Raw genomic sequence first — 26115 nt, forward strand, 5'->3', positions numbered from 1 at the left:
AGATGTCAACGATATTTGATTCTTTTGAAAGAAAACATGACTTTTTAATCTGCGTCGATTCAGACGGATGTGCAATGGATACAATGGATATCAAGCATTTTCGCTGCTTTGGCCCATGTATGATCGAAGTCTGGGGACTCCATGCTCATGAACAAGAGCTTCTTGCACGTTGGAATGAAGTAAATCTTTATACAATGACAAGAGGGATCAATCGGTTCAAAGGACTTGCGATCGCATTGAAAGAGGCAGAGGAAACCTACGATGATGTGCAGATTGATGATCTGGAGACATTTCTTCGTTGGACAGAAACAACAAAAGAACTTTCAAACCGTGCGATTGAGGAAGTGCTTGCTCAAAAAGAGAGCAAGTCACTTCGGATGGCGCTGGAGTGGTCAGAGCGGGTCAATGTGGCAATTAAAAATCTTCCGGAAGAGGAAAATCTTCCATTTGAAGGTGCGAAAGCAGGACTTGCAGCTGCTCATGCTGCAGCAGATGTAGCGATTGTGTCTTCTGCAAATGCAGGAGCAGTCAGAGAAGAGTGGACAAGGCATAACCTGATTGAGCATACGGACATTATGCTGGCGCAGGATGCAGGAACAAAAGCTTACTGTATCGGTCAGCTTTTACAGAAAGGGTATGAAAAAGCCCATGTACTGATGATTGGGGATGCTCCGGGAGACCAGAAAGCGGCGGAGGACAACGGAGTGCTGTACTATCCGATTCTGGTGAAAAAGGAAAAAAGTTCCTGGGAGCGGTTCCTGTCAGAGGGACTGGAAAAATTCCTTTCAGGAACATATTCAGGAAAATACCAAGAAGAAAGAATTAACGAGTTTCAGAAGAATCTTTCCGAGTAAGTCATTTGAAAGAAAAAGGAGGAAGCAGCATGAGAGAAATTATTAATATCAATGAAGGATGGTCTTTCAGTAAAGAGCAGAAAGAACTGCCGATCGCGTGCGAAGAAAGCTGGGAAGTAGTCGATCTTCCACATACATGGAACCAGTATGACGGGCAAGATGGAGGTTCGGACTACTATCGTGGAGCTTGCTGGTATGTAAAGGAATTAGGACCATATACAGTGAAGCCGCATAGCCGCATTTACCTGGAATTTCAGGCAGCAGCAAATGTATGCGCGGCTTATGTAAATGGAAAGAAAGTGTGCAGTCATGAAGGTGGATTCAGCATTTTCCGTGCGGATATCACAGAGCAATTAGATGAAAACGGAGAAAATCTGATTGCCGTATGCGTGGACAATGCACCGAAATCAAATGTCTATCCACAGATGGCAGACTTTACATTTTATGGAGGTCTGTACAGAGATGTGAATCTCGTGATTGTAAATGAATCTCACTTTGATCTGGACTATTATGGAGCACCAGGAATCAAAGTTTCCTCTAAAATCCAAGGAGAGAATGCACTTGTAGATATTCATTCTTATGTGACAAATCCTTTGGAAGGTGACCGTGTAGAGTTTGAGATTTATGATGAAGATGGAGAGACAAAAGTATTTGCAGTTCGTCCGGCGACACAGGAGACACAGGTAGCTGTAGAGCTTCTTGATGCACATCTGTGGCAGGGAGTCGAAGATCCATATCTTTATACCGTTTCTGCGAGATTGGTACGACACAATGAAGTACTGGATGAAATTGAAACGAGAATAGGTATTCGTGAATATACAGTGGATCCGCAAAAAGGATTTTTCTTAAATGGAAAAAGTATGCCGCTTCGCGGAGTATCCAGACATCAGGATAGATATGATCTTGGAAATGCACTGACATTTGAGGAGCATTACGAAGATATTCTGTTGATCAAAGAAGTGGGGGCAAATACCATTCGCCTTGCACATTATCAGCACAGCCAGGATTTTTATGATCTTTGCGACGAAGCAGGATTTATTATTTGGGCAGAGATTCCGTTTATTTCAGCGATGAACGCAGATCCGGATGCCCACGAAAATTGCAGAAGCCAGATGAGAGAGTTGATTTTCCAGAATTTTAATCACCCATCCATCTGTTTTTGGGGTATCTCAAATGAGATTACGATTGGAGGAGAAGTGCCGGGACTGGTAGAAAATCTGAAAGATCTACATGCGCTTGTCCATGAACTGGATGATACAAGGATGACAACGATGGCTCAAGTGTCCAACCTTCCGATGGAAAATGAGCAAAATGACATTACCGATGTGGTAAGTTATAACCATTATTTCGGATGGTATGGCGGAAAGCTGGAAGATAATGAGGCATGGCTGGATGCGTTCCATGAGATGCACCCAGAAAGACCGATCGGAATTTCTGAATATGGATGCGAAGGAATTACAACATATCATAATGATAATCCAAAAGGCGGAGATTACAGCGAAGAATTTCAGGCAGTGTACCATGAGCATATGGCGAAAATCATTGAGGAACGTCCGTGGCTTTGGGCAACACATGTATGGAATATGTTTGATTTTGGATGTGATGCAAGAAATGAAGGTGGTGTCAAAGGACGTAACAACAAAGGTCTTATGACAATTGATCGTCTGATCCGCAAAGATGCATTTTACCTGTATAAGGCATATTGGACAGAGGAAGAATTTGTTCATATTTGCAGCAAGCGCTATGCACAGCGTACAACAGACACTGTGACAATCAAAGTTTACACGAATTGTCCGGAAGTTACACTTTCTATCGGCGGAAGGGTAATTGAGAAACAGGCAGGAAATAAAGTGTTTACATTTGAAAATGTACCGTTACAGGAAGGGTTTACAACAATTGTGGCAAAAGCCGGAAATTGTACGGATACAATCACTCTGGAAAAGGTTGCAGAGGCAAATCCATCTTATATTTTTGAAGAAAGCGAAGATGATAAAGTAGCAGGTGTAACAAACTGGTTTGACAATGTAGATTTATCAGTAGTACGTCCGATGGAATTTAAAGAAGGATATTTTTCTTTGAAAGATCTTGTGAAAGATATTTTAAAGAATACAGAGGCATGCCAGGTTCTGTTAAATGGTCTCAGCAGTACGATGGGAATTAATATTAAGAAATCGATGCTTGAAGTTATGGGAGACCGTCCGGCAATGGATATGGGTGCAAACAGTGGAGACGAAAAGAAGATGGCTGTAATGGCATATATCAATACGGAACTTCAGAAAATCAAAAAAGAAGACTAACGATTGTTTTTGTGAAATTATATTGAAAACATAGACAAAACAGGGGTGTTCCTATGAACATCCTTGTTTTTGTCTATAAAAGTATTTTTAAGATACTATGAAACAAAAATCTTCTAACAAAACGAAAAAGAGCAAATAATTATTGACATAATCTGTATTAAAATGTAAAATATTTAGAATAATTTGAAATTCAAAAAGATATTCAGAATATTTCTCAAGTGTTTTGGATGGAGCTGTGGAAGGAGGAACTTACTATGGAGAAAATTCATATGACGACACCGCTTGTGGAGATGGATGGCGATGAGATGACGAGGATTTTGTGGCAGATGATCAAAGAGCATTTGATTTTGCCTTATGTGGATTTGAAGACAGAATATTATGACCTGGGGTTGGAATACCGTAATGAAACGGAGGACAGGGTTACAGTAGAGTCTGCAAATGCAACAAAAAAATATGGGGTTGCCGTAAAGTGTGCGACGATTACACCGAATGCTGCCAGAATGGAAGAGTACAATCTGAAAGAGATGTGGAAAAGTCCAAATGGGACAATCCGAGCTATGTTAGATGGAACGGTATTTCGTCAGCCGATTGTTGTAAAAGGAATTGAGCCGTGTGTTCGGAACTGGAAGAAACCGATCACACTGGCGAGACATGCCTATGGAGATGTGTACAAAGGTGTGGAGATGAAGATTCCGGGGGCTGGAAAGGCAGAACTTGTCTATACTGGCGAGGATGGCACTGAAATGCGAGAGCTGATCCACGATTTTTCGGGACCGGGTATTATACAGGGAATGCATAACACTGACGAGTCAATCACAAGCTTTGCGAGAAGTTGCATGAACTATGCGCTGGATACAAAGCAGGATCTCTGGTTTGCTACAAAAGATACCATTTCAAAGAAATATGATCATACGTTCAAAGACATTTTTCAGGAAATTTATGATACAGAATATCAGGAAAAATTTCAAGAAGCAGGTATTACATATTTCTACACGTTGATTGATGATGCTGTGGCACGTGTGATGAAATCGGAAGGAGGATTTATCTGGGCATGCAAAAATTATGATGGTGATGTGATGAGTGACATGGTATCTTCCGCATTTGGATCTCTTGCCATGATGACTTCCGTGCTGGTATCTCCGGATGGTTACTATGAGTATGAGGCGGCACATGGGACAGTACAGCGCCACTACTATAAACACCTAAAAGGAGAAGAAACTTCTACAAACTCGGTAGCTACTATCTTTGCATGGACAGGTGCGTTGAAAAAGAGAGGAGAACTGGATGGCAATAAAGAACTGACAGCATTTGCAGAAAAGCTGGAGCAGGCGACGCTCGATACGATCGAGTCTGGAAAGATGACGAAGGATCTTGCGATGATCACATCGATTCCGAATCCAGTCGTGCTGAATAGTGAAGCGTTTATTAAAGAAATCGCGGAGAAACTTTCTCAATACAGTGAGAAATAGAGAAGTAGATACAGTTTTATAAAAAATGGAACGATTGCAAGAAAAAAATATGTTGCAATCGTTCCGTTTGTCTGTTTATGAATCGTTTCCGAAAGAGCGGAGTGTAAGCATGATGGATGGCACACCAGACGACTATTTATTCCGCGAGGGATTCCCATTGTTCATAAAGATCCCATAGTTTTGTGTCAATTTCGGCTTTTTCATTTGTGATGTCCATTAGCTTTTTTGAGTTCATTGCATACTCTGGTTTTGCAAGCTCTTCATCGAGTTTAGCGGAAGCCTCTTCCAGTTTTTGAATTTTCTCTTCTAATTTTTTAAGATCATTCTGCCGTTTCCGCTCTTTTGCCTGAAGTTCCTTTTGCGCCTGCCAGTCTAATTTCGATTCAGATGCTGTTTCTTCAGAGGAAGCATCTGTTTGCGCAGCAGATTCGGTGTAGGCGGCAGTAAGCTCTTCCTTTTTTTCTAGATAATAATCATAGTTTCCGATGTAGTTCACAAAACTTTGGTTAACGAGATCCAGAATCCTTGTGGCAGTTTGGTTGATGAAATAACGGTCATGCGAAACATACAGAACCGTTCCAGTGTAGTTGTTAAGCGCTTGTTCTAAGATTTCTTTTGAGGCAATATCCAAGTGGTTTGTCGGCTCGTCAAGAATCAAAAAATTAGCTTCCGACAACATCAGCTTCGCGAGAGACACCCGTCCTCTTTCCCCACCACTGAGATCGCCGATCCGTTTAAAGACATCCTCTCCCGTAAAGAGAAATGCGGCAAGAGTGTTACGGATCTCTGTATTTGTCAGTGACGGATAGTCGTCAGAAATCTCTTCGAAAATAGTCTTTTCCATGTGCAGAACATGATGTTCCTGATCATAATAACCGATATGGACATTGGAACCAAGTGTAAAGGTTCCGTGATCTGCAGGAATCACTTCGTTTAAAATTTTTAGTAAGGTTGTCTTGCCGGTTCCATTATCCCCGATGACCGCAACATGTTCTCCACGCTTGATTTCAAAGTTGATATTTTGAAAGAGCGTGTGTGTGCCAAAAGATTTTCCTAACCCTTCTACACGAAGAACATCATTTCCGCTGACGACGGTCGGTTCTAAATGAAGCTTCAATTCGGCATGATGTTCCAATGGCTTTTCGATCCGATCCATTTTCTCAAGCATTTTTTCGCGGCTTTCTGCACGGCGGATCGATTTTTCGCGATTGAAAGAACGAAGTTTTCGAATTACTTCTTCTTGATGGCGGATTTCCTGTTGTTGATTCAGATATTCTTTTAACTTCGCTTCCCGGATCAGTTTCTTTTTCTCGGCAAATTCAGAATAATTGCCGTTGAACATCATAATCTCGCCAAATTCAATTTCAATGACTTTTGTTACAACGCGGTTGATGAAATAGCGGTCGTGGGAGACTAAAAGTACGGCACCTGGATAATTTGAGAGGTAAGTCTCAAGCCATGCGATAGAATTCAGATCTAAGTGGTTCGTAGGCTCATCAAGAAGTAAAATATCAGGTTTGGTAAGAAGCAGTTTTCCTAGAGCTACTCGGGTTTTTTGACCTCCGGAGAGGTTGTCCACACATTTGTCAAACTCTGTCTCTGCAAATCCAAGACCTTTTAATACGCCGATAATCTCGCTTTTGTAGGCATATCCATCTGCCCGCTCAAAGGCTGCACTTAATTTGTGATAGGTATGCAAAAGCTGCTCAAGTTCTTCCCCGCTTTTTTTCTGCATTTCTTCTTCTAAGCGGCGAAGTTGCGTCTCCATCTGAATCAGGTCGGCTTTTGCGCTTTCTACTTCCTGATAGATCGTGTTGCCGGACAATAGCGCTTGATGCTGCGCAAGATATCCGATGGTCTTCCCTTTGGCAAGGATGATTTCTCCATCATCAGCGGGAATCTCTCGCATGATCATTTTTAAGATGGTTGATTTCCCGGCACCATTTAAACCAACTAACGCCGCTTTTTCGTGTTCTTCTATATGAAAAGAGCCATTTTTGACAATCACTTGCTCCAAAAAGGCTTTTTTTAGATTATGGCATGCTAAAACCATGTTGTTTCCTCCTAAATCAATTGTTGAGTTGTTATTTCCATGCTGAAAAAATGTGACCATTTCCCCAGAATCTTCCTTTACTCTCTTTTCAATTATAGCGGATATCAAAGAAAATACAACTAAAAAGAAATGAAAAGTTTGACTTTGCTAGAACAATTTTATATAATAAGATATAATAAACAGTGGGGATGGTGAACATTTGTGACAGAAAGACAGATTTCTCAGGCGGTCATCAGACGTTTGCCAAGATACTATCGGTATTTAGGCGAACTTCTGGAAAATGGAGTGGAACGCATTTCCTCAAATGACCTGAGCAAGAAAATGAAAGTGACCGCTTCCCAGATTCGTCAAGATCTGAATAATTTTGGTGGATTTGGCCAGCAGGGCTATGGATACAACGTGAAATATTTATACACAGAGATTGGTAAGATCTTAGGACTCGATAAGACACATAATATTGTGATCATCGGTGCAGGAAATCTCGGACAGGCGCTTGCAAATTATGCGGCATTTGAAAGAAGCGGGTTTTTGCTGAAAGGAATTTTTGATATTAATCCAACATTAAAAGGAATGACGATTCGCGATGTTCCGATTCGAATGATGGAAGAACTTCCGGAGTTTGTACAAAACAATGACATTGAGATTGCAGCACTTACGATTCCGAAGACGAAAGCAGTGGAAGTGGCAGAACTTCTTGTAGACAACGGAGTAAGGGCGATTTGGAACTTTGCACATACTGATCTAAATCTTCCAAAGAATGTTATTGTGGAAAATGTACATCTTTCAGAAAGCTTAATGCGTTTATCTTACAATGTAAATCGCTATAATTACTTTAATGCAAAGGAATAAGAAACGATGATCATTGGAGTTGGAACCGATATGATAGAAATAGAACGTGTAAGGAAAGCGTGTGGAAAGCAGGCTTTTTTTACGCGTTGTTTTTCCGTGCGGGAACAGGAGATGATTCGCGGGCAGATGGACAAAGCAGCAGGCAATTTTGCAGTCAAAGAGGCTGTGGCGAAAGTATTTGGAACCGGATTTTCAGGATTTCGTCCTGGAGATATCGAGGTATTGCGGGATGAGAGAGGCAAACCTTATGTGAATCTTTTGCGAGGGGCAAAGGAGGCGGCAGTATCTGCCGGTATTGTAAAAATACATGTTTCCATTACGAATACTGATTGTTATGCTGTTGCATTTGCAGTGGGAGAGGGGGAATAATATGAGATATCTGCCGACTGGAGCGCAGATGAAACAGGGAGACCAAAAGACGATCACAGAGATGGGTATGCCGTCGATGGTTCTGATGGAGCGGGCGGCACTTTCTGTTGTGGAGATGATGGAGTCTGAGCAACTAGATTTAAAAAAGGTGCTCGTTGTCTGTGGTTCCGGAAATAATGGAGGAGATGGTTTTGCTGTCGCAAGACTTTTGCATCTAAAAGGATATGCTGTGGATGTCTGGTTTGTCGGGAAGGAATCTTCTATGACAGAGGAGACAAGGCTTCAGAAACAGATCGCGGTCCACTATGGAGTACCTGTAAAAGAACGGGTAGGAGAAGATTGTTATACGGTGATCGTGGATGCAATTTTTGGAATTGGATTATCAAGACAGGTTTCCGGGACATATTATAATGTGATTGAAAACTTAAATCAGATGGATGCCATAAAAGTCGCTGTAGACATTCCATCGGGACTTTCGGCAGATACCGGAGATGTACTGGGAATTGCATTCGCAGCAGATTTTACAGTCACATTTGCATTTCAAAAGATTGGGATGTTGTTTGGGATGGCGCGCAAGCTTGTCGGAAAGCTTGTGACGGCCTCCATTGGAATTGAACCTTCTGTATATGATGGGAGGGGAGATGTGTGCTATACTTACGATAGGACGGATTTGAAAAATCTGCTTCCTGCGCGTGATCCGGATGCTCACAAGGGTAACTACGGGAAAGTGCTTTTGATCGTGGGAAGTCCGGGAATGGCAGGTGCTGCTTACTTTAGTGCAAAGGCGGCATATCTGACAGGTGCCGGACTTGTACAGATTTATACAGCAAAAGAGAATCAGTCGAACTTGCAGCAACTGCTTCCGGAGGCGATCATTACCACATATGAAAGGTATGAGGAAGAAAAGCTAAAGGAACTGCTGGAATGGGCGGATGTTGTTGGAATCGGTTCAGGACTTTCGATGAGTGAGACCGCACAGCACCTTCTTTCAACTACCGTTCGCTGTGTAAAAAAGCCGTGCATGATCGATGCGGATGGATTGAACATTTTGTCAAAAGACAGGGCACTTTTTGAGAAATTGACACCGGATTGTATATTGACTCCCCACATGAAAGAAATGGCAGGGCTATGCGGGCATTCCGTGAAGGAATTAAAAGAAGAACGTTTTCGGTATTTTCAGGAATTTCTCGGATCGATTCCGTCTGTCTGTGTGATGAAAGATGCACGAACACTTGTAGGAAGAGATGGACGGCCAGTATATGTGAATACTTCCGGCAATCAGTCGATGGCAAAAGGGGGAGCCGGTGATGTCCTTGGCGGCATGATCACGGGGTTACTTGCACAGAAAATAGAGCCGTATGAAGCGGGAACACTCGGGGTGTTTTTGCATGGTTTGGCGGGAGATGCTGCACAGAAGAAAAAAGGCAGTTATAGTGTTCTGGCAAGTGATATTCTTGATGGGATTGCAGAAGTGCTGACCGCGGAAAGCACAGAGATGATTTTGCGTGAAAAGTGTTGAAAGAACAGAATAAAAAGTAGTAAGGGGCAGATAAATGAAAACTTATAGCAGAGTGTATGCAAAGATAGATCTAGATGCAGTAGCATGGAATATGGAACAGATGAAAAAAAATCTCAAAGAAGGAACTGAGATGGTTGCTGTGATCAAAACAGACGGATATGGGCATGGAGCTGTGCAGGTTGCATCGATGCTGGAATCATATGATTATGTGTGGGGATATGCCGTGGCAACATTAGATGAGGCGGTTGTGCTCCGTGCGGCAGAGATTCAAAAGCCGATTTTGGTGTTGGGATGTATTTTCCCAGATCAATATTGGGAGATGTTGAAATATGAAATCCGTATGAATGTTTATACAAAAGAGATGGCAGAGGCGATTTCAGCTCTGGCAGTCGAAAAAGGGGAGCAGGCATATGTACATATCAAACTGGATACCGGGATGGCGAGGCTTGGATTTTCTGCCGAAGAAAGCAGTATTGAAGAAATCAAGGAGATTGCAGAACTTCCGAATTTAGTGCTGGAGGGAGTTTTTACCCATTTCGCTAAAGCGGACGAAGAAGATAAGACGTTTACAATGATGCAATTGGAAAAGTTTGAGTGGATGACACAGAGACTGGAAGAAGAAGGGGTTACTTTCCCGTATGTTCATGCGTCAAACAGTGCAGGAATTATAGATGTTCGCAGGGCTGATTATAATCTGGTACGCGCCGGGATCGCAATTTATGGGCTCTATCCTTCGGAGGAAGTCGATAAGGAAAAGGTACAGTTAAAACCGGCATTGTCTTTGAAAAGCCATATTGCATTTGTAAAAGACATCCCGGCAGGGACGCCGGTAAGCTATGGTGGTGATTTTGTGTCAGAGCATCAGATGCGGATTGCGACCATTCCGATCGGATATGGTGATGGGTATCCGAGAAGCCTTTCGGATACCGGATACGTGTTGATTCGCGGTAAAAAAGCTCCAATTATCGGAAGAATCTGCATGGATCAGTTCATGGTGGACGTATCAGATATCCCAGAGGTGAAATTTGGGGATAAGGTGACGTTGATCGGAAGAGATCAAGAAGAGTATCTTCCGGTGGAAAAGTTAAGCGAGTTATCTGGCAGGTTTAATTATGAGTTTGTCTGTGATCTTGGGAAGCGGATCCCGCGTGTCTATGTGCAGGATGGGAAGGTTGAAGAACAGGTAGATTATTTTGCTTAAATAAAATAAAGCTCTAAAGAATACATCCGAGAAAAGAGGAAATACTTTTTGTATCTTGAAGAATCGGAGTGTGAATAGAGTGGTTGTAAAACGAGGGGATATTTTTTATGCAGATTTAAGTCCAGTTGTCGGATCGGAACAGGGAGGTATCAGACCAGTATTGATCATACAGAATGATATTGGGAACAAACATAGTCCAACAGTCATCTGTGCCGCCATCACATCGAAGATGAATAAGGCGAAACTGCCAACGCATATTGAGATTGATGCAAAAAAATGCAGGCTGGTAAAGAATTCAGTCGTACTGTTAGAGCAGATCCGTACAATCGACAAACAGAGGCTCAGGGAGCAGGTTTGTCATCTAGATCAAGAACTAATGAAAAAAGTTAATGAAGCACTGAAAATCAGTCTGGAGCTTCATACATAGTAAAGGAGTAGACGATGGAAGAAGAGAGGCGTCTGTGGAAAAATTTGAAACAGATAGTATCTGGAGAGAGTCCGGAGAGCAAAGAAGAAGTGCAGGAAGCGGTTGAATATGTGGTAGAAGAGTGCGGCAGTCAGGGATACCTTGAAGAAAACGAAGTGCGAATGATCAAGAATGTGCTGCAGTACAGTGGGAAAAATGCTCGTGATATCATGACGCATCGAAAGGATATTGTAGCGGTGGATGGCAGTGAGACGCTGGAACATGCTTTGCAGTTCATGCTGGATGAGCGGTTTACGAGATTTCCGGTTTATGAGGAGAATATCGATGATATTATCGGTACGATCCATCTTAGAGATGCGATGAAATATTATTTAAACAAAGAGCTTCGCCCGGTCAAAGTAAAAGAATTAAAAGATTGTCTTCGTGAGGTCAGCTTTATCCCGGAAACAAAAGGACTGTCCCGTTTGTTCAAACAGATGAACACAGAAAAGAATCATTTATTTATTGTGCTGGATGAGTATGGACAGACAGCGGGGATCGTAGCGATGGAAGATATCATTGAGGAAATCGTCGGGAACATTTTTGACGAATATGATGAAGAAGAAACATTGTACTTCCGGCAGGAAAATGGAACCTATCTTGTTAAGGGAAAAGTAGCATTGGATGATCTGGAGGAGATTTTAGGAATCGAGATTGAAGATGAAGAAAATGAGACGTTGAATGGCTTTTTGATTTCGAAACTTGAACGGATTCCAGCTGAACATGAGACGTGCGAGGTACGATATGATGTTTACTGTTTTAGAATTCTTCTCGTAGACAATAATATGATCGAGTTGGTTGAAGTTGAAAAGATAGAAGATTAGTGATAGAATATAGCAGTGAAATACAAAATAGAAAGAGGTTAGAGTAATGTCAGGACATTCAAAATTTGCGAATATTAAGCATAAAAAGGAAAAAAATGATGCTGCAAAAGGAAAAATCTTTACAAAGATCGGAAGAGAACTTGCAGTAGCAGTAAAAGAAGGAGGCGGACCGGATCCGGCAAATAACAGTCGTCTGCGAGATGTAATTGCAAAAGCAAAAGCAAACAATATGCCAAATGACAACATCGACCGCAGTATTAAGAAAGCGGCGGGCGAAGGATCTGCTGACAATTACGAACACATTACGTATGAGGGATATGGACCAAATGGAACAGCGATCATTGTGAAAGCGCTGACAGATAATAAGAACCGTACTGCATCCAATGTCCGCAACGCCTTCACAAAAGGTAGTGGAAATGTTGGGACTCCAGGATGCGTTTCTTTCATGTTTGATGAGAAAGGACAGATCATTATTGCAAAAGAAGATTGCGATATGGATTCTGATGAACTGATGATGCTTGCTTTAGATGCAGGAGCAGAAGATTTTGTGGAAGAGGAAGACAGCTACGAAGTGTTGACAGTACCGGAAGATTTCAGTGAAGTTCGTCTGAAATTGGAAGAAGCAGGAATTCCGATGGCAAATGCAGAGGTGACCATGATTCCACAGACATGGGTAGAGTTGACAGATGAACAGGATCTGAAAAATATTCAGAAGACATTGGATCTGCTTGAGGAAGATGACGATGTCCAGGAAGTGTACCACAACTGGGATGAATAAGAAATTCAGTTTATAGTATAGCATGTAGTTATTTTGCAGCAAAAGGAGCTGTTTCTCTTAAAAGGATAAATGGCACAGTCAGATCGATCACCAACCAGGTGAAAGAGCGGCTGTGCCATTTTTGCATAAAATTTTCATAGTTAGATAAATTATTTTCAATTACAAATTAAAAAATATGAAAAAGATAGCTCTTGTGCAAATATTTTCTGAATGGTATACTAGATTCTAGTGAAAAAAAATCAGAATGAATACGCAGGAGGCAACGCAAATGAGCAATAATTACAGACCAGAGACAAAATGTATTCAATCAGGCTGGAAGCCGAAAAATGGAGAAGCCAGAGTGCTCCCGATCTACCAGAGTACAACATTTAAGTATGAGTCCAGTGAGCAGATGGGCAGACTTTTTGACCTGGAGGAGGCAGGATATTTTTATACAAGACTTCAGAATCCTACTAACGATGCCGTGGCAGCGAAAATCTGCGATCTGGAAGGAGGGGTTGCAGCAATGCTTACTTCCTCTGGACAGGCAGCAAATTTCTATGCGATCATGAATATTGCAGAAGCTGGAGATCACATTGTATGTGCGTCAGCACTTTATGGGGGAACCTATAATCTGTATGCCCATACATTGAAAAAAATGGGAATTGAAGCAACCTTTGTAGATCCGGATGCAGGAGAAGAGGAGTTACATGCTGCATTTCAGGAGAACACAAAAGCAGTATTTGGAGAGACCATATCTAATCCATCTCTTGTTGTTCTGGATATTGAGAAGTTTGCGAAGGCAGCTCATGCACATCAGGTTCCATTGATTGTTGATAATACTTTTGCGACTCCAGTGAACTGCCGTCCATTTGAGTGGGGAGCAGATATTGTAACACATTCTACTACAAAATATATGGATGGACATGCGACTTGTGTCGGAGGCTGTATTGTAGACAGTGGAAATTTTGAGTGGGATGCTGCAAAAGAAAAGTTCCCGGGATTGACAACTCCGGATGAAACTTATCATGGAGTGATTTATACAGAACGCTTTGGAAAACTGGCCTATATCCAGAAGGCGACAGCACAATTGATGAGGGATCTTGGATCGATTCAGTCTCCACAGAATGCATTTTTATTGAATATCGGACTGGAGACATTGTGTCTGAGGGTTGAGCGACATTGTGAAAATGCGCAGAAAGTTGCTGAGTATCTTGAGAGCCACGAAAAAGTGGCATGGGTGAACTATGCGGGGCTGGAAGGAAATAAGTACCATGAACTTGCGAAAAAGTATATGCCGAATGGTACATGTGGAGTAATTTCTTTTGGACTGAAAGCGGGAAGAGACGGAGCGGTTGCGATGATGGATCATCTTCAGATGGCTGCGATTGTTACCCATGTTGCAGATGCGAGAACATCGGTACTCCATCCGGCAAGTCATACACATCGTCAGATGAATGAGCAGGAACTGCTGGAAGCAGGGGTACAGCCAGATCTTATCCGCCTTAGTGTCGGAATCGAACATGTAGAAGACATTATTGCAGATTTGGAGCAAGCACTTGCCTATGTCTAATGGTAAGCTAAGAAACTCCGACCTGTTTTGATGAAATGGTACAGATGAAGAAATAAATAAATAAAATACGTCTTGCAGAATACTGTTGTCCGATGGATGGGATACATTATTTTGTGAGACGTATTTTTATATGATCAAAGAGTTCTTTATGTTTCAGGAAAGTATGAAATATTATTTTCTGCACATACTAAAAAGAAAATATCAGGAGTGTGTGAAATGGGACAGGAAGAAAGAGATAATCATCAAGAAAAAGAGACGGAACAAATTAAAGAAATGGGAGCGCTTGAACTTGACAAAGACAGAGAAAAGCATCGTATCCAGCTTCTTACAATTATTGGAGAAATCGAAGGTCATGAAGCAGTATCGGGAAATACAAAAGCAACAAAATATGAACATCTACTTCCAAAGCTTGCGGAAATAGAAGATAATGAGGAAATTGATGGAGTGTTGATTCTTCTCAATACAATGGGCGGGGATGTGGAAGCAGGACTTGCAATTGCGGAGATGATAGCATCGCTTAGTAAGCCGACAGTTTCGCTTGTACTGGGAGGCAGTCATTCTATCGGTGGACCTCTCGCGGTGTCGGCAGACTACTCTTTTATTGTACCGAGTGGAACTATGATCGTGCATCCAGTGCGTTCGACCGGAATGTTTATTGGTGTCTTACAAAGCTATAAGAATATGGAGCGGACACAAGATCGTATTACACGGTTTCTCGCAGAACATTCCCGGATTTCTCAAGACCGTGTCGAAGAGTTGATGTTAGACTCGACACAGCTAGTAAAAGATGTGGGAACATTGCTGGAAGGAGAAGATGCCGTTCGGGAAGGACTGATCGATGCGGTTGGAGGTATTAGTGATGCATTAAAAAAATTGCAGGCAATGATTGAAGCGAACAAAAAATAGTGTTATAATAAACATAGTATGTTTTGTTGTGGTATGGGAAATAGCCTGTACCGCAACTTGCGAATAAGAAACAAGGAGGGAATATTGTATGGCTGCAAAGAAAGGCAAAACAACAAAAAAGGCAGGCACAAAAGGGAAAAAGGCACAAAACAGTTATTCTTTCCGTGATGAAATTATCATTCTTTTGACATTAGCAGTGGCAATTCTTCTTATTCTGAGTAATTTCGGTCTGGGAGGATTTCTTGGAAATGCAGTTTCTGCATTTTTGTTCGGAATCTTTGGACTGCCGGCTTATATCATGCCGGTTTTACTTTTTTTAGGGACTGCTTTCGTATTTTCAAACAGAGGTAATTCTTTTGCATACATAAAACTGGGGGCAGGAGTTGGTTTTTCCTTCATGCTCTGCACTTTTTTACAGTTGCTTACTGTTCCATTTGAAAAAGAGCAGACTATTATTTCCTTTTACAGATATGCAGCGAAGGAGAAAAAGGGCGGCGGACTGCTCGGAGGGATTTTTACAAAATTGTTGTGCCCGGCAGTTGGAGTCGCGGGAACTTATGTGATAGTGATTATTTTAATGATCATCTTTCTTGTGCTGATCACGGAAAAGTCCTTTTTAAGAGGGCTGAAAAAGGGCAGTGCAAAAGTTTATACATCTGCGAAGGAAGATGTCAAAAAAAGACGGACACAGGCATCTGCGAAAAAGGAAGCGCGTGCTGAAAAAGAAGAAACAAAAGCGATAAAAGAAGCGCAAAAAGCGGCGAAACGAGAGATCAAAAAAGCGGCCAAAGCCAAAGCAGATCAGCATATATCAGGTGTGACATTTGATACTACGCTCACACAGCCTAAGGAAGATTTGAAAGAATTAAAACCGGAAGAAGTTCCATTTGAGGAACAGCCGCTGGATTTTGTGATCAATCGTGCAGAGCCTACTTTGGAACAGGAAGTTTTAGAAGAAGTAGCTCCGGCAGGAGATCCATTTGCACTGGATCCTGCAACAGAGAAAAAAAATACGAGAGCAAAGAAAAAGAAATCCAGTGAGGAAGAGACACAAAAGGCGACAGAAGAAGTTGAACGAGAGAGAAAAGAAACGGAACATCAACCAAAATTAAACTATCAGCGACCACCACTTTCGCTATTGAAGCGCGGAAAAGCAGGTGGTGGGGATTCCGATGCACATTTGCGTGAGACAGCGAACAAGTTGCAGCAGACGCTTTATAATTTTGGAGTACGTGTTACTGTGACAAATGTAAGTTGTGGACCATCTGTGACACGCTATGAACTTCAGCCGGAGCAGGGAGTAAAAGTCAGTAAGATTGTCGGTCTTGCCGATGATATCAAATTGAATCTGGCGGCCGCTGACATTCGTATTGAAGCGCCGATCCCGGGAAAAGCTGCAGTTGGAATCGAGGTTCCGAACAAAGAGACTTCCCCAGTGATGCTGCGGGATCTTCTGGAAACGGAAGAATTTCAAAAGAGTACTTCCAAGATTGCTTTCGCAGCAGGAAGAGATATCGCAGGGAAGGTTGTTGTGGCAGATATTATGAAGATGCCTCATCTTCTGATCGCAGGTGCGACAGGATCTGGAAAATCTGTCTGTATCAATACACTGATCATGAGTATTTTATATAAAGCGGATCCGGATGAGGTGAAATTAATCATGATCGATCCAAAAGTTGTAGAGTTAAGTGTCTACAATGGGATTCCACATTTGATGATTCCAGTAGTTACAGATCCGAAGAAAGCATCGGGAGCTTTAAACTGGGCTGTTGTGGAAATGGATAAGCGGTATCGGTTATTTGCGGAATACAATGTGCGTGATTTACGGGGATATAACGAAAAGGCATCTGAGGTTGAAAAACAGATAGAAAATGGTGAAAAGCCAGAAAAAATGCCTCAGATTGTCATTATTGTTGATGAGCTTGCAGACCTTATGATGGTGGCACCAGGGGAAATCGAGGAGGCAATCTGCCGCCTGGCACAGCTTGCCCGCGCAGCGGGAATTCATCTTGTTCTTGCGACGCAGAGACCGTCCGTGAATGTTATTACCGGATTGATCAAGGCAAATATGCCGTCGCGAATTGCTTTTTCGGTGTCTTCGGGAGTGGACTCCAGAACAATCATTGATATGAACGGTGCGGAAAAACTTCTTGGAAAAGGTGATATGCTTTTTTATCCATCGGGATACCAGAAGCCTGCCCGTGTGCAGGGAGCATTTGTCTCTGATAAAGAAGTTCAAAATGTTGTAGAATATCTCGTGACAAAGAATGGAAATGCCATATATAATGAAGAAGTAGAAAATCATGTAAACAGTGCACAGACGGGAATGGCATCAGCTGCAGGAGCAGGTGGAGGAGCCGATGAACGCGATGTCTACTTTGTAGATGCAGGACGTTTTATTATAGAAAAAGACAAAGCTTCTATCGGAATGCTCCAGCGGGTATTCAAAATTGGATTTAACCGTGCAGCACGCATTATGGATCAGCTTTTCGAAGCTGGTGTCGTTGGCGAGGAGGAAGGAACCAAACCGCGAAAGGTACTGATGTCTATGGAAGAGTTTGAGCAGTACATAGAGGAGTATGTATAAAGTAAGTGCAGCAGATGCATAAAAAGAAAGGACGAAGAGAAGATGAAGACAGATATTCAAATCGCTCAGGAAGCACAGATGAAGCCGATCAAAGAGGTGGCAGAGACAATTGGGATTCAGGAGGATGATCTGGAACTTTATGGAAAGTACAAAGCAAAACTTTCTGATGAACTTTGGGATCAGATCAAAGACAGACCAGATGGAAAACTTGTCCTTGTGACAGCTATTAATCCTACACCGGCAGGAGAGGGAAAGACAACGACAAGTGTTGGACTTGGACAGGCAATGGCAAAATTAAATAAAAAGGCAGTGATCGCACTCCGTGAGCCTTCCCTTGGCCCATGCTTTGGAATTAAGGGCGGAGCAGCAGGCGGAGGTTATGCACAGGTTGTTCCGATGGAAGATTTAAATCTGCATTTTACAGGAGATTTTCATGCGATCACTTCTGCCAACAATCTGCTTGCAGCAATGTTAGATAATCATATTCAGCAAGGAAATGCTCTGCAGATCGATCCAAGGCAGGTTGTCTGGAAGAGATGTCTGGATATGAATGACAGATCTCTTAGAAATATCGTAATTGGACTTGGAAGCAAAATGGACGGAATGGTAAGAGAAGATCATTTTGTCATCACAGTTGCCTCAGAGATTATGGCGGTACTCTGTCTGGCGAATAATCTTCAAGATTTAAAGGAACGTCTTGGCAAGATTATCGTTGCCTATGACTTCTCTGGCAACCCGGTTACTGCCGATATGCTTCAGGCAACAGGTGCAATGACAGCTCTTTTAAAAGATGCGATGAAACCAAATCTGATCCAGACACTGGAACATACACCAGCCATCGTACATGGTGGACCATTTGCCAACATTGCACATGGATGTAACAGTGTCCGAGCTACAAAGATGGCGTTAAAACTTGGAGACATTGCCATTACAGAGGCTGGATTTGGAGCAGATCTCGGTGCAGAAAAATTCTTTGATATCAAATGTCGAAGCAGTGAACTGGCACCAGATGCAGTTGTGATCGTTGCGACTGTGCGCGCATTAAAATACAATGGAGGGGTTCCGAAAAATGCTTTGGCAGAAGAGAATTTGGAAGCATTGGAAAAAGGAATCGTGAATTTGGAAAAACATATTGAAAATATTCAGAAATATAATGTTCCGGTCATTGTTACACTGAATTCGTTTGTGACAGATACAGATGCTGAGAATGCATTTATCCAAAAATTCTGTGAGGAGCGAGGATGCGAGTTTGCATTGTCTAAAGTGTGGGAACGCGGCGGAGAGGGCGGAATTGAACTGGCAGAAAAGGTACTTCAGACTTTGGAGACAAAGGAAAGCCATTTCGCACCGTTATATTCCGATGAGTTGACACTCAAAGAGAAGATTGAGACGATTTCAAAAGAAATCTATGGCGCAAAAGGAATTGAGTATGCTCCGGCAGCAGAAAAGCAACTTGCAAAGATTGAGCAGATGGGATTTGGAAATCTTCCAGTATGTATGGCAAAGAATCAGTATTCCCTTTCTGATGATGCTACATTACTTGGCCGTCCACAGAATTTTGATATGCATATCCGTGAAGTGTATGTAAATGCCGGAGCAGGATTTGTTGTCGCTCTTACGGGAGCTGTTATGACAATGCCTGGACTTCCGAAAGTTCCAGCAGCAAATCATATTGATGTAGATGCAAGTGGAAATATTACAGGTTTATTCTAAGGAGAGATGAAATATGCCACAGATTATTGACGGAAAACAGATTGCAATGCAGATCAAAGAAGAGTTAAAAGAGCGTGTGGCAAGGCTGAAACAGGAGGGGAAATCTGTCTGCCTTGCTGTGATACAGGTGGGAAATGACCCCGCATCTACGGTATATGTGAATGGGAAAAAGAAAGATTGTGCTTATATCGGGATCGAATCGCGTTCTTACGAGCTGCCAGAAGAAACGAAAGAGGAAGAACTTCTCGCATTGCTCGATCAATTAAATCACACCGGAGATGTGCATGGAATTCTTGTACAACTTCCGCTTCCATCTCATATGGATGAATCAAAAGTTGTGAAGGCAATTGATCCGGCGAAGGATGTGGATGGATTTCATCCGGTCAATATCGGGAAGCTTTGTATCGGAGGGGATGGCTTTGACTGCTGTACACCGGCTGGAGTCATTCAACTTTTGAAACGTTCGGGGATTTCGATCCGTGGAAGAGAGTGTGTAGTTGTTGGAAGAAGCAACAATGTAGGGAAACCGACAGCGCTTCTTCTACTAAGGGAGAATGGAACTGTGACAATCGCACATTCCCAAACGAAAGATTTAAAGGAGATTACAAAGCGAGCAGACATTCTTGTGGCGGCAGTCGGGAAACCAAAATTTATAACGAAAGAATATATAAAAGAAAATGCAGTCGTGATCGACGTCGGCATTCACCGAAATGAAGACAATGTGTTGTGCGGGGATGTCGATTACGATGACGTAATAGAAAAAGTTGGCGCAATCACACCGGTTCCAGGAGGAGTGGGACCGATGACACGAGCTATGCTGATGTATAACTGTGTGGAGGCGGCATGCAAATAGGGGGTTTTTACTAAATGAAATGTGCAAAATGCGGAGCAGAAATTACATATGACCTAGGATATTGTCCGTATTGTGGCGCAGAAGTCAGAATTGTTCCAGATTACAATCCGCTGGATGATATGCTGGCGGAGCAGGTGCGGGATGCCATTGGCGGGGGAGAAACTTCAGAAAATGAACTGGAGCGTTATCGCCAGGCAGTACAGGAGAAATTAAGACAGCAGAAACAGGAAGAGCAGCAGAAACGAGAATTTGTGCAGAGAAGAAGCCAGATTGAGGCTGAAGAAGAAGCACGGAGAAAGAAACGGCTTGCGCGTCGAAGAGAAGTCAGAAGGAAGAAGAGACGTTTGTTGATTGGTATGACCGCAGCATCTGTTGGACTACTGACACTTCTGAGTGCCGGAATTTATAGAAGTTCCTATAGTGGCAAGATAAAAAAAGGATATGCATTGGCAAAGGAGCAGAAATATGATCAGGCTATCCGTACATTTGAGAAGGCAGTAGAGAAAAAGCCGGCGCGTGCAGAAGCGTATGCTGGGCTTGCGGCTGTGTACAATGCACAGGAAGATCTTGACAGGGCAGAGATGGTATTCTGGGATGCTATCGAAGCAAATCCTACCAGCGTGGAATTGTATGAAGAGATGATTGATTTTTATATTGCCACAGATCAGGAGACACAGATTCCGCTCCTTCTTGATGAGTGTGAGGATGAAAGTGTTCTTACTGCGTTAAAATCTTATCAGGTAAAGGTGCCAAAATTTAGTTTAGATGAAAGTAAGTATGATGAAGTACAGGAATTAACATTGACATCCAAAGCGAAAGAAATCTACTATACGATCGATGGCTCTGAACCTACAACAGACAGCACAAAATATGAGGAACCGATTTCTATCCCGGAAGGTACAACGACAGTGAAAGCGATTGCTGTAAATAAAAAAGGAGTCCCAAGTCTTACGGAAGAGAAGACATATACGGTAGAATTACCTTTGGAAGATGCACCGGTTGTAACACCAACGACAGGACAGTACTATGAGTATACGATGATTGAAATTGAAGTTCCCGAAGGATATGAGGCATATTATACCTTCAATGGTGAGGTACCGGAAAAGGATTCAGAAGATTCATATAAATACACAGAACCAATTGACATGCCAGAAGGAAATACTTTGTTTTCGGCAGTGCTGATCGACAAAAAGGGACGTGTAAGTGCTGTGACAAAAAGGAATTATACACTCACATATTCTTATGAATAAGGAAGTGTAAGAAGAAAATAAATTGTTTGTAAAATAACAAAAAAAGAATTGCGTTAAATTGTTAACAGTGATATAATGTAATTGTTTAAAAATTAACAACACATATTCAAAGGAGATGCATGACAATGGCAAGATTTACATTACCAAGAGACATTTACCACGGAAAAGGGTGTCTGGAAGAACTGAAAAATCTGAAAGGGAAAAAGGCAATTCTCGTAGTCGGAGGAGGTTCCATGAAGCGTCAGGGATTTCTTGACAAAGCAGTGAACTATTTGAAAGAAGCCGGCATGGAAGTTCAGTTATTCGAGGGTGTTGAGCCAGATCCATCCGTAGAGACTGTTATGAAAGGTGCAGAAGCAATGCGCGCATTTGGTCCAGACTGGATCGTGGCAATGGGAGGAGGTTCTCCAATTGATGCTGCAAAGGCAATGTGGGCATTTTATGAATACCCAGATGTAACATTTGAGGATTTATGTATTCCGTTTAACTTCCCAGAACTGCGTCAGAAAGCAAAGTTTGCGGCAATTCCGTCTACATCAGGAACGGCAACAGAAGTTACTGCATTCTCTGTGATCACAGACTATGCAAAAGGAATCAAATATCCATTGGCAGATTTTAATATTACACCAGATGTTGCAATTGTTGACTCTGAGTTGGTAGAAGCACTTCCGGCACGTCAGGTTGCCTATACAGGTATGGATGCTCTGACTCATGCAATTGAAGCTTATGTATCTACTTTGAATTGTGCATATACAGACCCACTTGCAATTCAGGCAATCGAGATGGTATTTGATTATCTTCCAGCTTCTTTCAAAGGAAACATGGAAGCAAGAGCACAGATGCACAATGCGCAGTGCCTTGCAGGTATGGCATTTTCTAATGCGTTGCTTGGTATTGTACATTCTATGGCACATAAGACAGGAGCAGCATTCTCAACAGGACATATTACACATGGTCTTGCAAATGCAATGTACCTTCCATATGTCATCAAGTATAATGCAAAAGATCCTGTCGCTGCAAAGCGTTATGCTGAGATTGCAAGAAGAGTAGGTCTTGCCGGAGCTTCCGAACGAGCACTGATCAATAGTTTATGTGAAAAAATCAATGAATTTAACGTAATCCTTGGAATTCCTGCAACATTAAAAGAGTTTGGAATTAAAGAAGATGAATTCAAAGAAAAGATTTCTGAAATCGCAAAAAATGCAGTTGGAGATGCCTGTACAGGGTCTAATCCAAGAGCAATCGATCCGGAAACAATGGAGAGATTATTTACATGTATTTATTACGGAACAGAAGTTGATTTCTAATTAGAAAGTCTGTCAAGAGAACGACCTTTTGAAAAACAGGTTTTGCCCGGATCAGGCAGTTGAATGATTACTTAGATAGAAAATCAAAAAGGCACATTTTGCAGGAGTACATGTCTTCCGTAAGATGTGCCATTTTGTTTGTTTCCAAAAGCTTTTTAAAAGAATCTTTAGGAAATATTACTAGAAAATGCCGATAAATTTTTAACATTATCGCAAGATATACTTGAACTTTAACGAAGAATGATATATTATATTAATAATCATGTATGCTTATTCACGGCTTAGCGGTAAATAGGTAATATATAAAATTTTAGGAGGCGCAAGATGTATAAAATACAAAAGGCAGAAAAATTAGCAGATAAGATTTTTCTTATGGATGTTGAAGCACCAAGAGTTGCAAGACACTGTCAGCCGGGACAGTTTGTAATCGTAAAAATGGATGAAAAAGGGGAAAGAATTCCATTGACGATTTGTGATTATGACAGAGAAGCAGGAACAGTGACAATCGTATTCCAGATTGTAGGAGCTTCCACAGATAAGATGGCAGAGTTAAAAGAGGGGGATTACTTCAGAGACTTTACAGGTCCTTTAGGATGTGCTTCTGAATTTGTAGAAGAAGATCTTGAAGAATTAAAGAATAAAAAGATTTTGTTCGTAGCAGGTGGTGTTGGGGCAGCTCCTGTATATCCACAGGTAAAATGGATGCACGAACGTGGAATAGACGTAGATGTAATTGTTGGATCTAAGACAAAAGAGATGCTGATCCTTGAAAAAGAGATGGAAGCTGTTGCTGGAAATCTTTATGTCTGTACAGATGATGGTTCTTACGGACACCACGGAATGGTAACAAGCATGATCGAAAAATTAGTCGGAGAAGGCAAGAAATATGACAGATGCGTTGCAATCGGACCGATGATCATGATGAAATTTGTATGTCTTCTGACAAAAAAATTAGAGATTCCTACAATCGTCAGCATGAACCCGATCATGGTAGACGGAACAGGTATGTGCGGAGCATGCCGTCTTCAGGTAGGAGATGAGATCAAATTCGCATGTGTTGACGGACCGGAATTTGATGGACATTTGGTAGATTTTGACCAGGCAATGAAGAGACAGTTAATGTATAAAACAGAAGAAGGCCGTGCAATTTTGAAATTGCAGGAAGGCGATACACATCATGGCGGATGTGGAAATTGCGGAGGTGACAACTAATGGCAGATGTATTAAAGAAAGTACCTGTAAGAGAGCAGGAACCAAAAGTACGCGCAACAAACTTTGAAGAAGTTTGTCTTGGATATAACAAAGAAGAAGCAATGGAAGAAGCAACTCGCTGCATCAACTGTAAGAATGCAAAATGTGTGCAGGGATGTCCGGTAGCTATTAATATTCCAGGATTTATCAAGGAAGTAAAAGAAGGAAATATCGAAGAAGCTTACAAGATCATTGGAGAATCTTCTGCACTTCCTGCAATTTGTGGACGTGTATGTCCTCAGGAATCACAGTGTGAAGGAAAATGTATCCGTGGTATCAAAGGAGAACCGGTTTCCATCGGTAAATTAGAGCGTTTTGTTGCTGACTACGCATTAGAGCATGACATTAAACCAGTTGGCGCAGAGAAGACAAACGGACACAAAGTTGCTGTAATCGGATCTGGTCCCGCAGGACTGACATGTGCTGGTGACCTTGCAAAATTAGGATATGAAGTAACTGTATTTGAAGCACTCCATGAACTGGGCGGTGTATTAGTATATGGTATTCCTGAGTTCCGTCTTCCAAAACAGAAAGTTGTTGCAAAAGAGATTGAGAAAGTAAAAGAACTCGGAGTAAAATTTGAGACAAACGTTGTCATCGGTAAATCTACAACTATCGATCAATTGATCGAGGAAGAAGGATTTGAGGCAGTATTTATCGGATCTGGAGCAGGACTTCCAAAATTCATGGGAATCCCGGGAGAAAATGCAAACGGTGTATTCTCTGCAAATGAATACTTGACAAGAAGCAACTTGATGAAAGCGTTTGATGAATCTTATGATACCCCAATCGCTGCAGGAACAAAAGTTGCTGTCATCGGTGGTGGTAACGTTGCGATGGATGCTGCAAGAACAGCTCTTCGCCTTGGTGCAGAAGTACATATCGTATATCGTAGAAGTGAAGAAGAACTTCCTGCCAGAGTAGAAGAAGTACACCATGCAAAAGAAGAAGGAATCATCTTTGATCTTCTTACAAATCCAAAAGAAATTTTAGTAGATGAAAATGGATGGGTAAAAGGTATGGTATGCGTGAAGATGGAATTAGGAGAACCAGATGCTTCCGGTAGAAGACGTCCGGTAGAAGTAGAAGGATCTGAATTTACAATGGATCTTGATACTGTGATCATGTCTCTTGGTACATCTCCAAACCCACTGATCTCTTCTACAACAGAAGGACTGGAAGTAAATAAATGGAAATGTATCGTTGCAGAAGAAGAGAACGGTAAGACAACAAAAGAGGGTGTCTATGCCGGAGGAGATGCTGTAACAGGTGCAGCAACTGTTATCCTTGCAATGGGTGCGGGAAAAGCAGGAGCAAAAGGTATTCACGAATACTTAAGCAATAAATAAAAGATAGTATTATCGTTGTTTCAGGGAAGAACTGAGAGAGGAAATATCTCAGTCAGATCTGATGTGACAAAAAAGGACTGCCGTATATGACTGAAACGGAAGTCCTTTTTTTCGCCGGAATAATAGGAGAAAAGAAATAAGATAGAGCACTGTCTTGTACAGAGCAGGGAGATGAACATGAAAATTACAATTATTACTGTTGGAAAATTAAAGGAAAAATATTTGAAAGATGCAATAGCCGAGTATACAAAGCGGCTGAGCAAATCATGCAAATTGGAGATCATCGAAGTGGCTGATGAGAAAACCCCCGATCAGGCAAGCGTATTGGTAGAAAATGGAATTCGCAGAAAAGAAGGTGAACGTATTTTAAAGCATATAAAAGAAGGTGCCTATGTGATTACTTTGGAAATCAATGGGAAATTGTTATCTTCCGAAGAATTTTCCGAAAAAATCGAACAACTTGGAATTCAAGGGAAAAGCCATATTATTTTTGTGATTGGAGGCTCGATTGGACTTAGCGAAGAAGTTTTAGAAAAGTCCGATTATGCATTGAGTTTCTCCAAAATGACTTTTCCGCATCAACTGATGCGTGTTATTTTGCTGGAACAGATTTATCGTGCATATCGGATTATAGAAGGAGCACCGTATCATAAGTAACAGAATTGAAA

The 26115-nt window shown here is 41.8% G+C and carries 21 protein-coding genes; 20 read left to right on the plus strand and 1 reads right to left on the minus strand.

Annotated elements, in window-relative coordinates; all coding sequences use genetic code 11:
- The first annotated feature begins 2 nt into the window (after positions 1-2).
- The 3 genes from ACESPO_RS00850 (at position 3) to ACESPO_RS00860 (ending at position 4620) form a co-directional block, all read left to right on the plus strand.
- Positions 3-854 carry an HAD hydrolase-like protein gene (locus ACESPO_RS00850; protein ID WP_116442265.1) on the plus strand — a complete coding sequence of 284 codons (852 nt, stop codon included), beginning with the start codon at positions 3-5 and terminating at the stop codon, positions 852-854.
- A 29-nt stretch (positions 855-883) separates the two neighbouring features.
- A complete protein-coding gene (locus tag ACESPO_RS00855) occupies positions 884-3151 on the plus strand; it encodes a glycoside hydrolase family 2 protein (RefSeq protein ID WP_499788333.1) in 2268 nt (755 codons plus the stop codon).
- Between the two features lie 254 nt (positions 3152-3405).
- Complete coding sequence (locus ACESPO_RS00860) at positions 3406-4620, plus strand: NADP-dependent isocitrate dehydrogenase (protein ID WP_499788334.1); 1215 nt, start codon at positions 3406-3408, stop codon at positions 4618-4620.
- A 136-nt stretch (positions 4621-4756) separates the two neighbouring features.
- On the opposite strand, the gene abc-f is transcribed toward ACESPO_RS00860, so the two are convergent.
- Entirely contained in the window at positions 4757-6673 is a 1917-nt protein-coding gene (gene abc-f, locus ACESPO_RS00865) for a ribosomal protection-like ABC-F family protein (protein ID WP_349159934.1), read from the minus strand.
- A gap of 201 nt (positions 6674-6874) precedes the next feature.
- Here abc-f and ACESPO_RS00870 point away from each other — a divergent pair, with 201 nt between their 5' ends.
- From ACESPO_RS00870 to rlmH, 17 genes are all read left to right on the plus strand, one after another.
- A complete protein-coding gene (locus ACESPO_RS00870) occupies positions 6875-7522 on the plus strand; it encodes a redox-sensing transcriptional repressor Rex (RefSeq protein ID WP_008975417.1) in 648 nt (215 codons plus the stop codon).
- A 6-nt stretch (positions 7523-7528) separates the two neighbouring features.
- Positions 7529-7891, plus strand: coding sequence for a holo-ACP synthase (gene acpS / locus ACESPO_RS00875; RefSeq protein WP_009261951.1), 363 nt, complete (start codon positions 7529-7531; stop codon positions 7889-7891).
- Position 7892: 1 nt separating this feature from the next.
- Entirely contained in the window at positions 7893-9410 is a 1518-nt protein-coding gene (locus ACESPO_RS00880; protein ID WP_120105878.1) for an NAD(P)H-hydrate dehydratase, read from the plus strand.
- 34 nt (positions 9411-9444) lie between these two features.
- Entirely contained in the window at positions 9445-10611 is a 1167-nt protein-coding gene (gene alr / locus ACESPO_RS00885; RefSeq protein WP_008975420.1) for an alanine racemase, read from the plus strand.
- A 79-nt stretch (positions 10612-10690) separates the two neighbouring features.
- Positions 10691-11038 (plus strand): type II toxin-antitoxin system PemK/MazF family toxin, encoded by a 348-nt coding sequence (locus ACESPO_RS00890; protein WP_009261949.1) that lies wholly within the window; start codon positions 10691-10693, stop codon positions 11036-11038.
- Between the two features lie 14 nt (positions 11039-11052).
- Positions 11053-11901 (plus strand): hemolysin family protein, encoded by an 849-nt coding sequence (locus tag ACESPO_RS00895; protein ID WP_016438615.1) that lies wholly within the window; start codon positions 11053-11055, stop codon positions 11899-11901.
- A 46-nt stretch (positions 11902-11947) separates the two neighbouring features.
- Positions 11948-12679 carry a YebC/PmpR family DNA-binding transcriptional regulator gene (locus ACESPO_RS00900; RefSeq protein ID WP_009261947.1) on the plus strand — a complete coding sequence of 244 codons (732 nt, stop codon included), beginning with the start codon at positions 11948-11950 and terminating at the stop codon, positions 12677-12679.
- A 268-nt stretch (positions 12680-12947) separates the two neighbouring features.
- A complete protein-coding gene (locus tag ACESPO_RS00905; protein WP_009261946.1) occupies positions 12948-14231 on the plus strand; it encodes an O-acetylhomoserine aminocarboxypropyltransferase/cysteine synthase family protein in 1284 nt (427 codons plus the stop codon).
- 216 nt (positions 14232-14447) lie between these two features.
- Positions 14448-15137, plus strand: a complete 690-nt coding sequence (locus ACESPO_RS00910) for a ClpP family protease (RefSeq protein ID WP_009261945.1) — start codon at positions 14448-14450, stop codon at positions 15135-15137.
- An 88-nt stretch (positions 15138-15225) separates the two neighbouring features.
- A complete protein-coding gene (locus tag ACESPO_RS00915) occupies positions 15226-17724 on the plus strand; it encodes an FtsK/SpoIIIE family DNA translocase (RefSeq protein WP_499788335.1) in 2499 nt (832 codons plus the stop codon).
- A gap of 42 nt (positions 17725-17766) precedes the next feature.
- Positions 17767-19437, plus strand: coding sequence for a formate--tetrahydrofolate ligase (locus ACESPO_RS00920; protein WP_117577248.1), 1671 nt, complete (start codon positions 17767-17769; stop codon positions 19435-19437).
- A 13-nt stretch (positions 19438-19450) separates the two neighbouring features.
- Positions 19451-20290 (plus strand): bifunctional methylenetetrahydrofolate dehydrogenase/methenyltetrahydrofolate cyclohydrolase FolD, encoded by an 840-nt coding sequence (gene folD, locus ACESPO_RS00925; RefSeq protein WP_009261942.1) that lies wholly within the window; start codon positions 19451-19453, stop codon positions 20288-20290.
- A gap of 14 nt (positions 20291-20304) precedes the next feature.
- Positions 20305-21540: a chitobiase/beta-hexosaminidase C-terminal domain-containing protein gene (locus tag ACESPO_RS00930; protein WP_499788336.1), complete on the plus strand. Its 1236-nt coding sequence runs from the start codon at positions 20305-20307 to the stop codon at positions 21538-21540.
- Positions 21541-21665: 125 nt separating this feature from the next.
- On the plus strand, positions 21666-22847 hold the full coding sequence (locus ACESPO_RS00935) for an iron-containing alcohol dehydrogenase (RefSeq protein ID WP_009261940.1): 1182 nt from the start codon (positions 21666-21668) through the stop codon (positions 22845-22847).
- Positions 22848-23171: 324 nt separating this feature from the next.
- The gene (locus ACESPO_RS00940; RefSeq protein ID WP_008975620.1) at positions 23172-24059 is read left to right on the plus strand and encodes a sulfide/dihydroorotate dehydrogenase-like FAD/NAD-binding protein; all 888 of its coding nucleotides are present in this window, start codon (positions 23172-23174) and stop codon (positions 24057-24059) included.
- The gene (gene gltA / locus ACESPO_RS00945; protein ID WP_008975621.1) at positions 24059-25447 is read left to right on the plus strand and encodes an NADPH-dependent glutamate synthase; all 1389 of its coding nucleotides are present in this window, start codon (positions 24059-24061) and stop codon (positions 25445-25447) included. Before ACESPO_RS00940 ends, gltA begins: the two co-directional genes overlap by 1 nt.
- Positions 25448-25624: 177 nt before the next feature.
- The gene (gene rlmH / locus ACESPO_RS00950) at positions 25625-26104 is read left to right on the plus strand and encodes a 23S rRNA (pseudouridine(1915)-N(3))-methyltransferase RlmH (protein ID WP_008975622.1); all 480 of its coding nucleotides are present in this window, start codon (positions 25625-25627) and stop codon (positions 26102-26104) included.
- Positions 26105-26115 lie beyond the last annotated feature (11 nt).

Source organism: Coprococcus sp. HPP0074 (assembly GCF_964238105.1).
Lineage (GTDB): Bacteria > Bacillota > Clostridia > Lachnospirales > Lachnospiraceae > Faecalimonas > Faecalimonas umbilicata.

Bases quoted from the DNA above. Each gene is read 5' to 3' on its own strand.
- ACESPO_RS00850 (WP_116442265.1), top strand. From the start codon at position 3: ATGTCAACGATATTTGATTCTTTTGAAAGAAAACATGACTTTTTAATC.
- ACESPO_RS00855 (WP_499788333.1), top strand. From the start codon at position 884: ATGAGAGAAATTATTAATATCAATGAAGGATGGTCTTTCAGTAAAGAG.
- ACESPO_RS00860 (WP_499788334.1), top strand. From the start codon at position 3,406: ATGGAGAAAATTCATATGACGACACCGCTTGTGGAGATGGATGGCGAT.
- abc-f (WP_349159934.1), bottom strand. From the start codon at position 6,673: ATGGTTTTAGCATGCCATAATCTAAAAAAAGCCTTTTTGGAGCAAGTG.
- acpS (WP_009261951.1), top strand. From the start codon at position 7,529: ATGATCATTGGAGTTGGAACCGATATGATAGAAATAGAACGTGTAAGG.
- ACESPO_RS00880 (WP_120105878.1), top strand. From the start codon at position 7,893: ATGAGATATCTGCCGACTGGAGCGCAGATGAAACAGGGAGACCAAAAG.
- alr (WP_008975420.1), top strand. From the start codon at position 9,445: ATGAAAACTTATAGCAGAGTGTATGCAAAGATAGATCTAGATGCAGTA.
- ACESPO_RS00895 (WP_016438615.1), top strand. From the start codon at position 11,053: ATGGAAGAAGAGAGGCGTCTGTGGAAAAATTTGAAACAGATAGTATCT.
- ACESPO_RS00900 (WP_009261947.1), top strand. From the start codon at position 11,948: ATGTCAGGACATTCAAAATTTGCGAATATTAAGCATAAAAAGGAAAAA.
- ACESPO_RS00905 (WP_009261946.1), top strand. From the start codon at position 12,948: ATGAGCAATAATTACAGACCAGAGACAAAATGTATTCAATCAGGCTGG.
- ACESPO_RS00910 (WP_009261945.1), top strand. From the start codon at position 14,448: ATGGGACAGGAAGAAAGAGATAATCATCAAGAAAAAGAGACGGAACAA.
- ACESPO_RS00915 (WP_499788335.1), top strand. From the start codon at position 15,226: ATGGCTGCAAAGAAAGGCAAAACAACAAAAAAGGCAGGCACAAAAGGG.
- ACESPO_RS00920 (WP_117577248.1), top strand. From the start codon at position 17,767: ATGAAGACAGATATTCAAATCGCTCAGGAAGCACAGATGAAGCCGATC.
- folD (WP_009261942.1), top strand. From the start codon at position 19,451: ATGCCACAGATTATTGACGGAAAACAGATTGCAATGCAGATCAAAGAA.
- ACESPO_RS00930 (WP_499788336.1), top strand. From the start codon at position 20,305: ATGAAATGTGCAAAATGCGGAGCAGAAATTACATATGACCTAGGATAT.
- ACESPO_RS00935 (WP_009261940.1), top strand. From the start codon at position 21,666: ATGGCAAGATTTACATTACCAAGAGACATTTACCACGGAAAAGGGTGT.
- ACESPO_RS00940 (WP_008975620.1), top strand. From the start codon at position 23,172: ATGTATAAAATACAAAAGGCAGAAAAATTAGCAGATAAGATTTTTCTT.
- gltA (WP_008975621.1), top strand. From the start codon at position 24,059: ATGGCAGATGTATTAAAGAAAGTACCTGTAAGAGAGCAGGAACCAAAA.
- rlmH (WP_008975622.1), top strand. From the start codon at position 25,625: ATGAAAATTACAATTATTACTGTTGGAAAATTAAAGGAAAAATATTTG.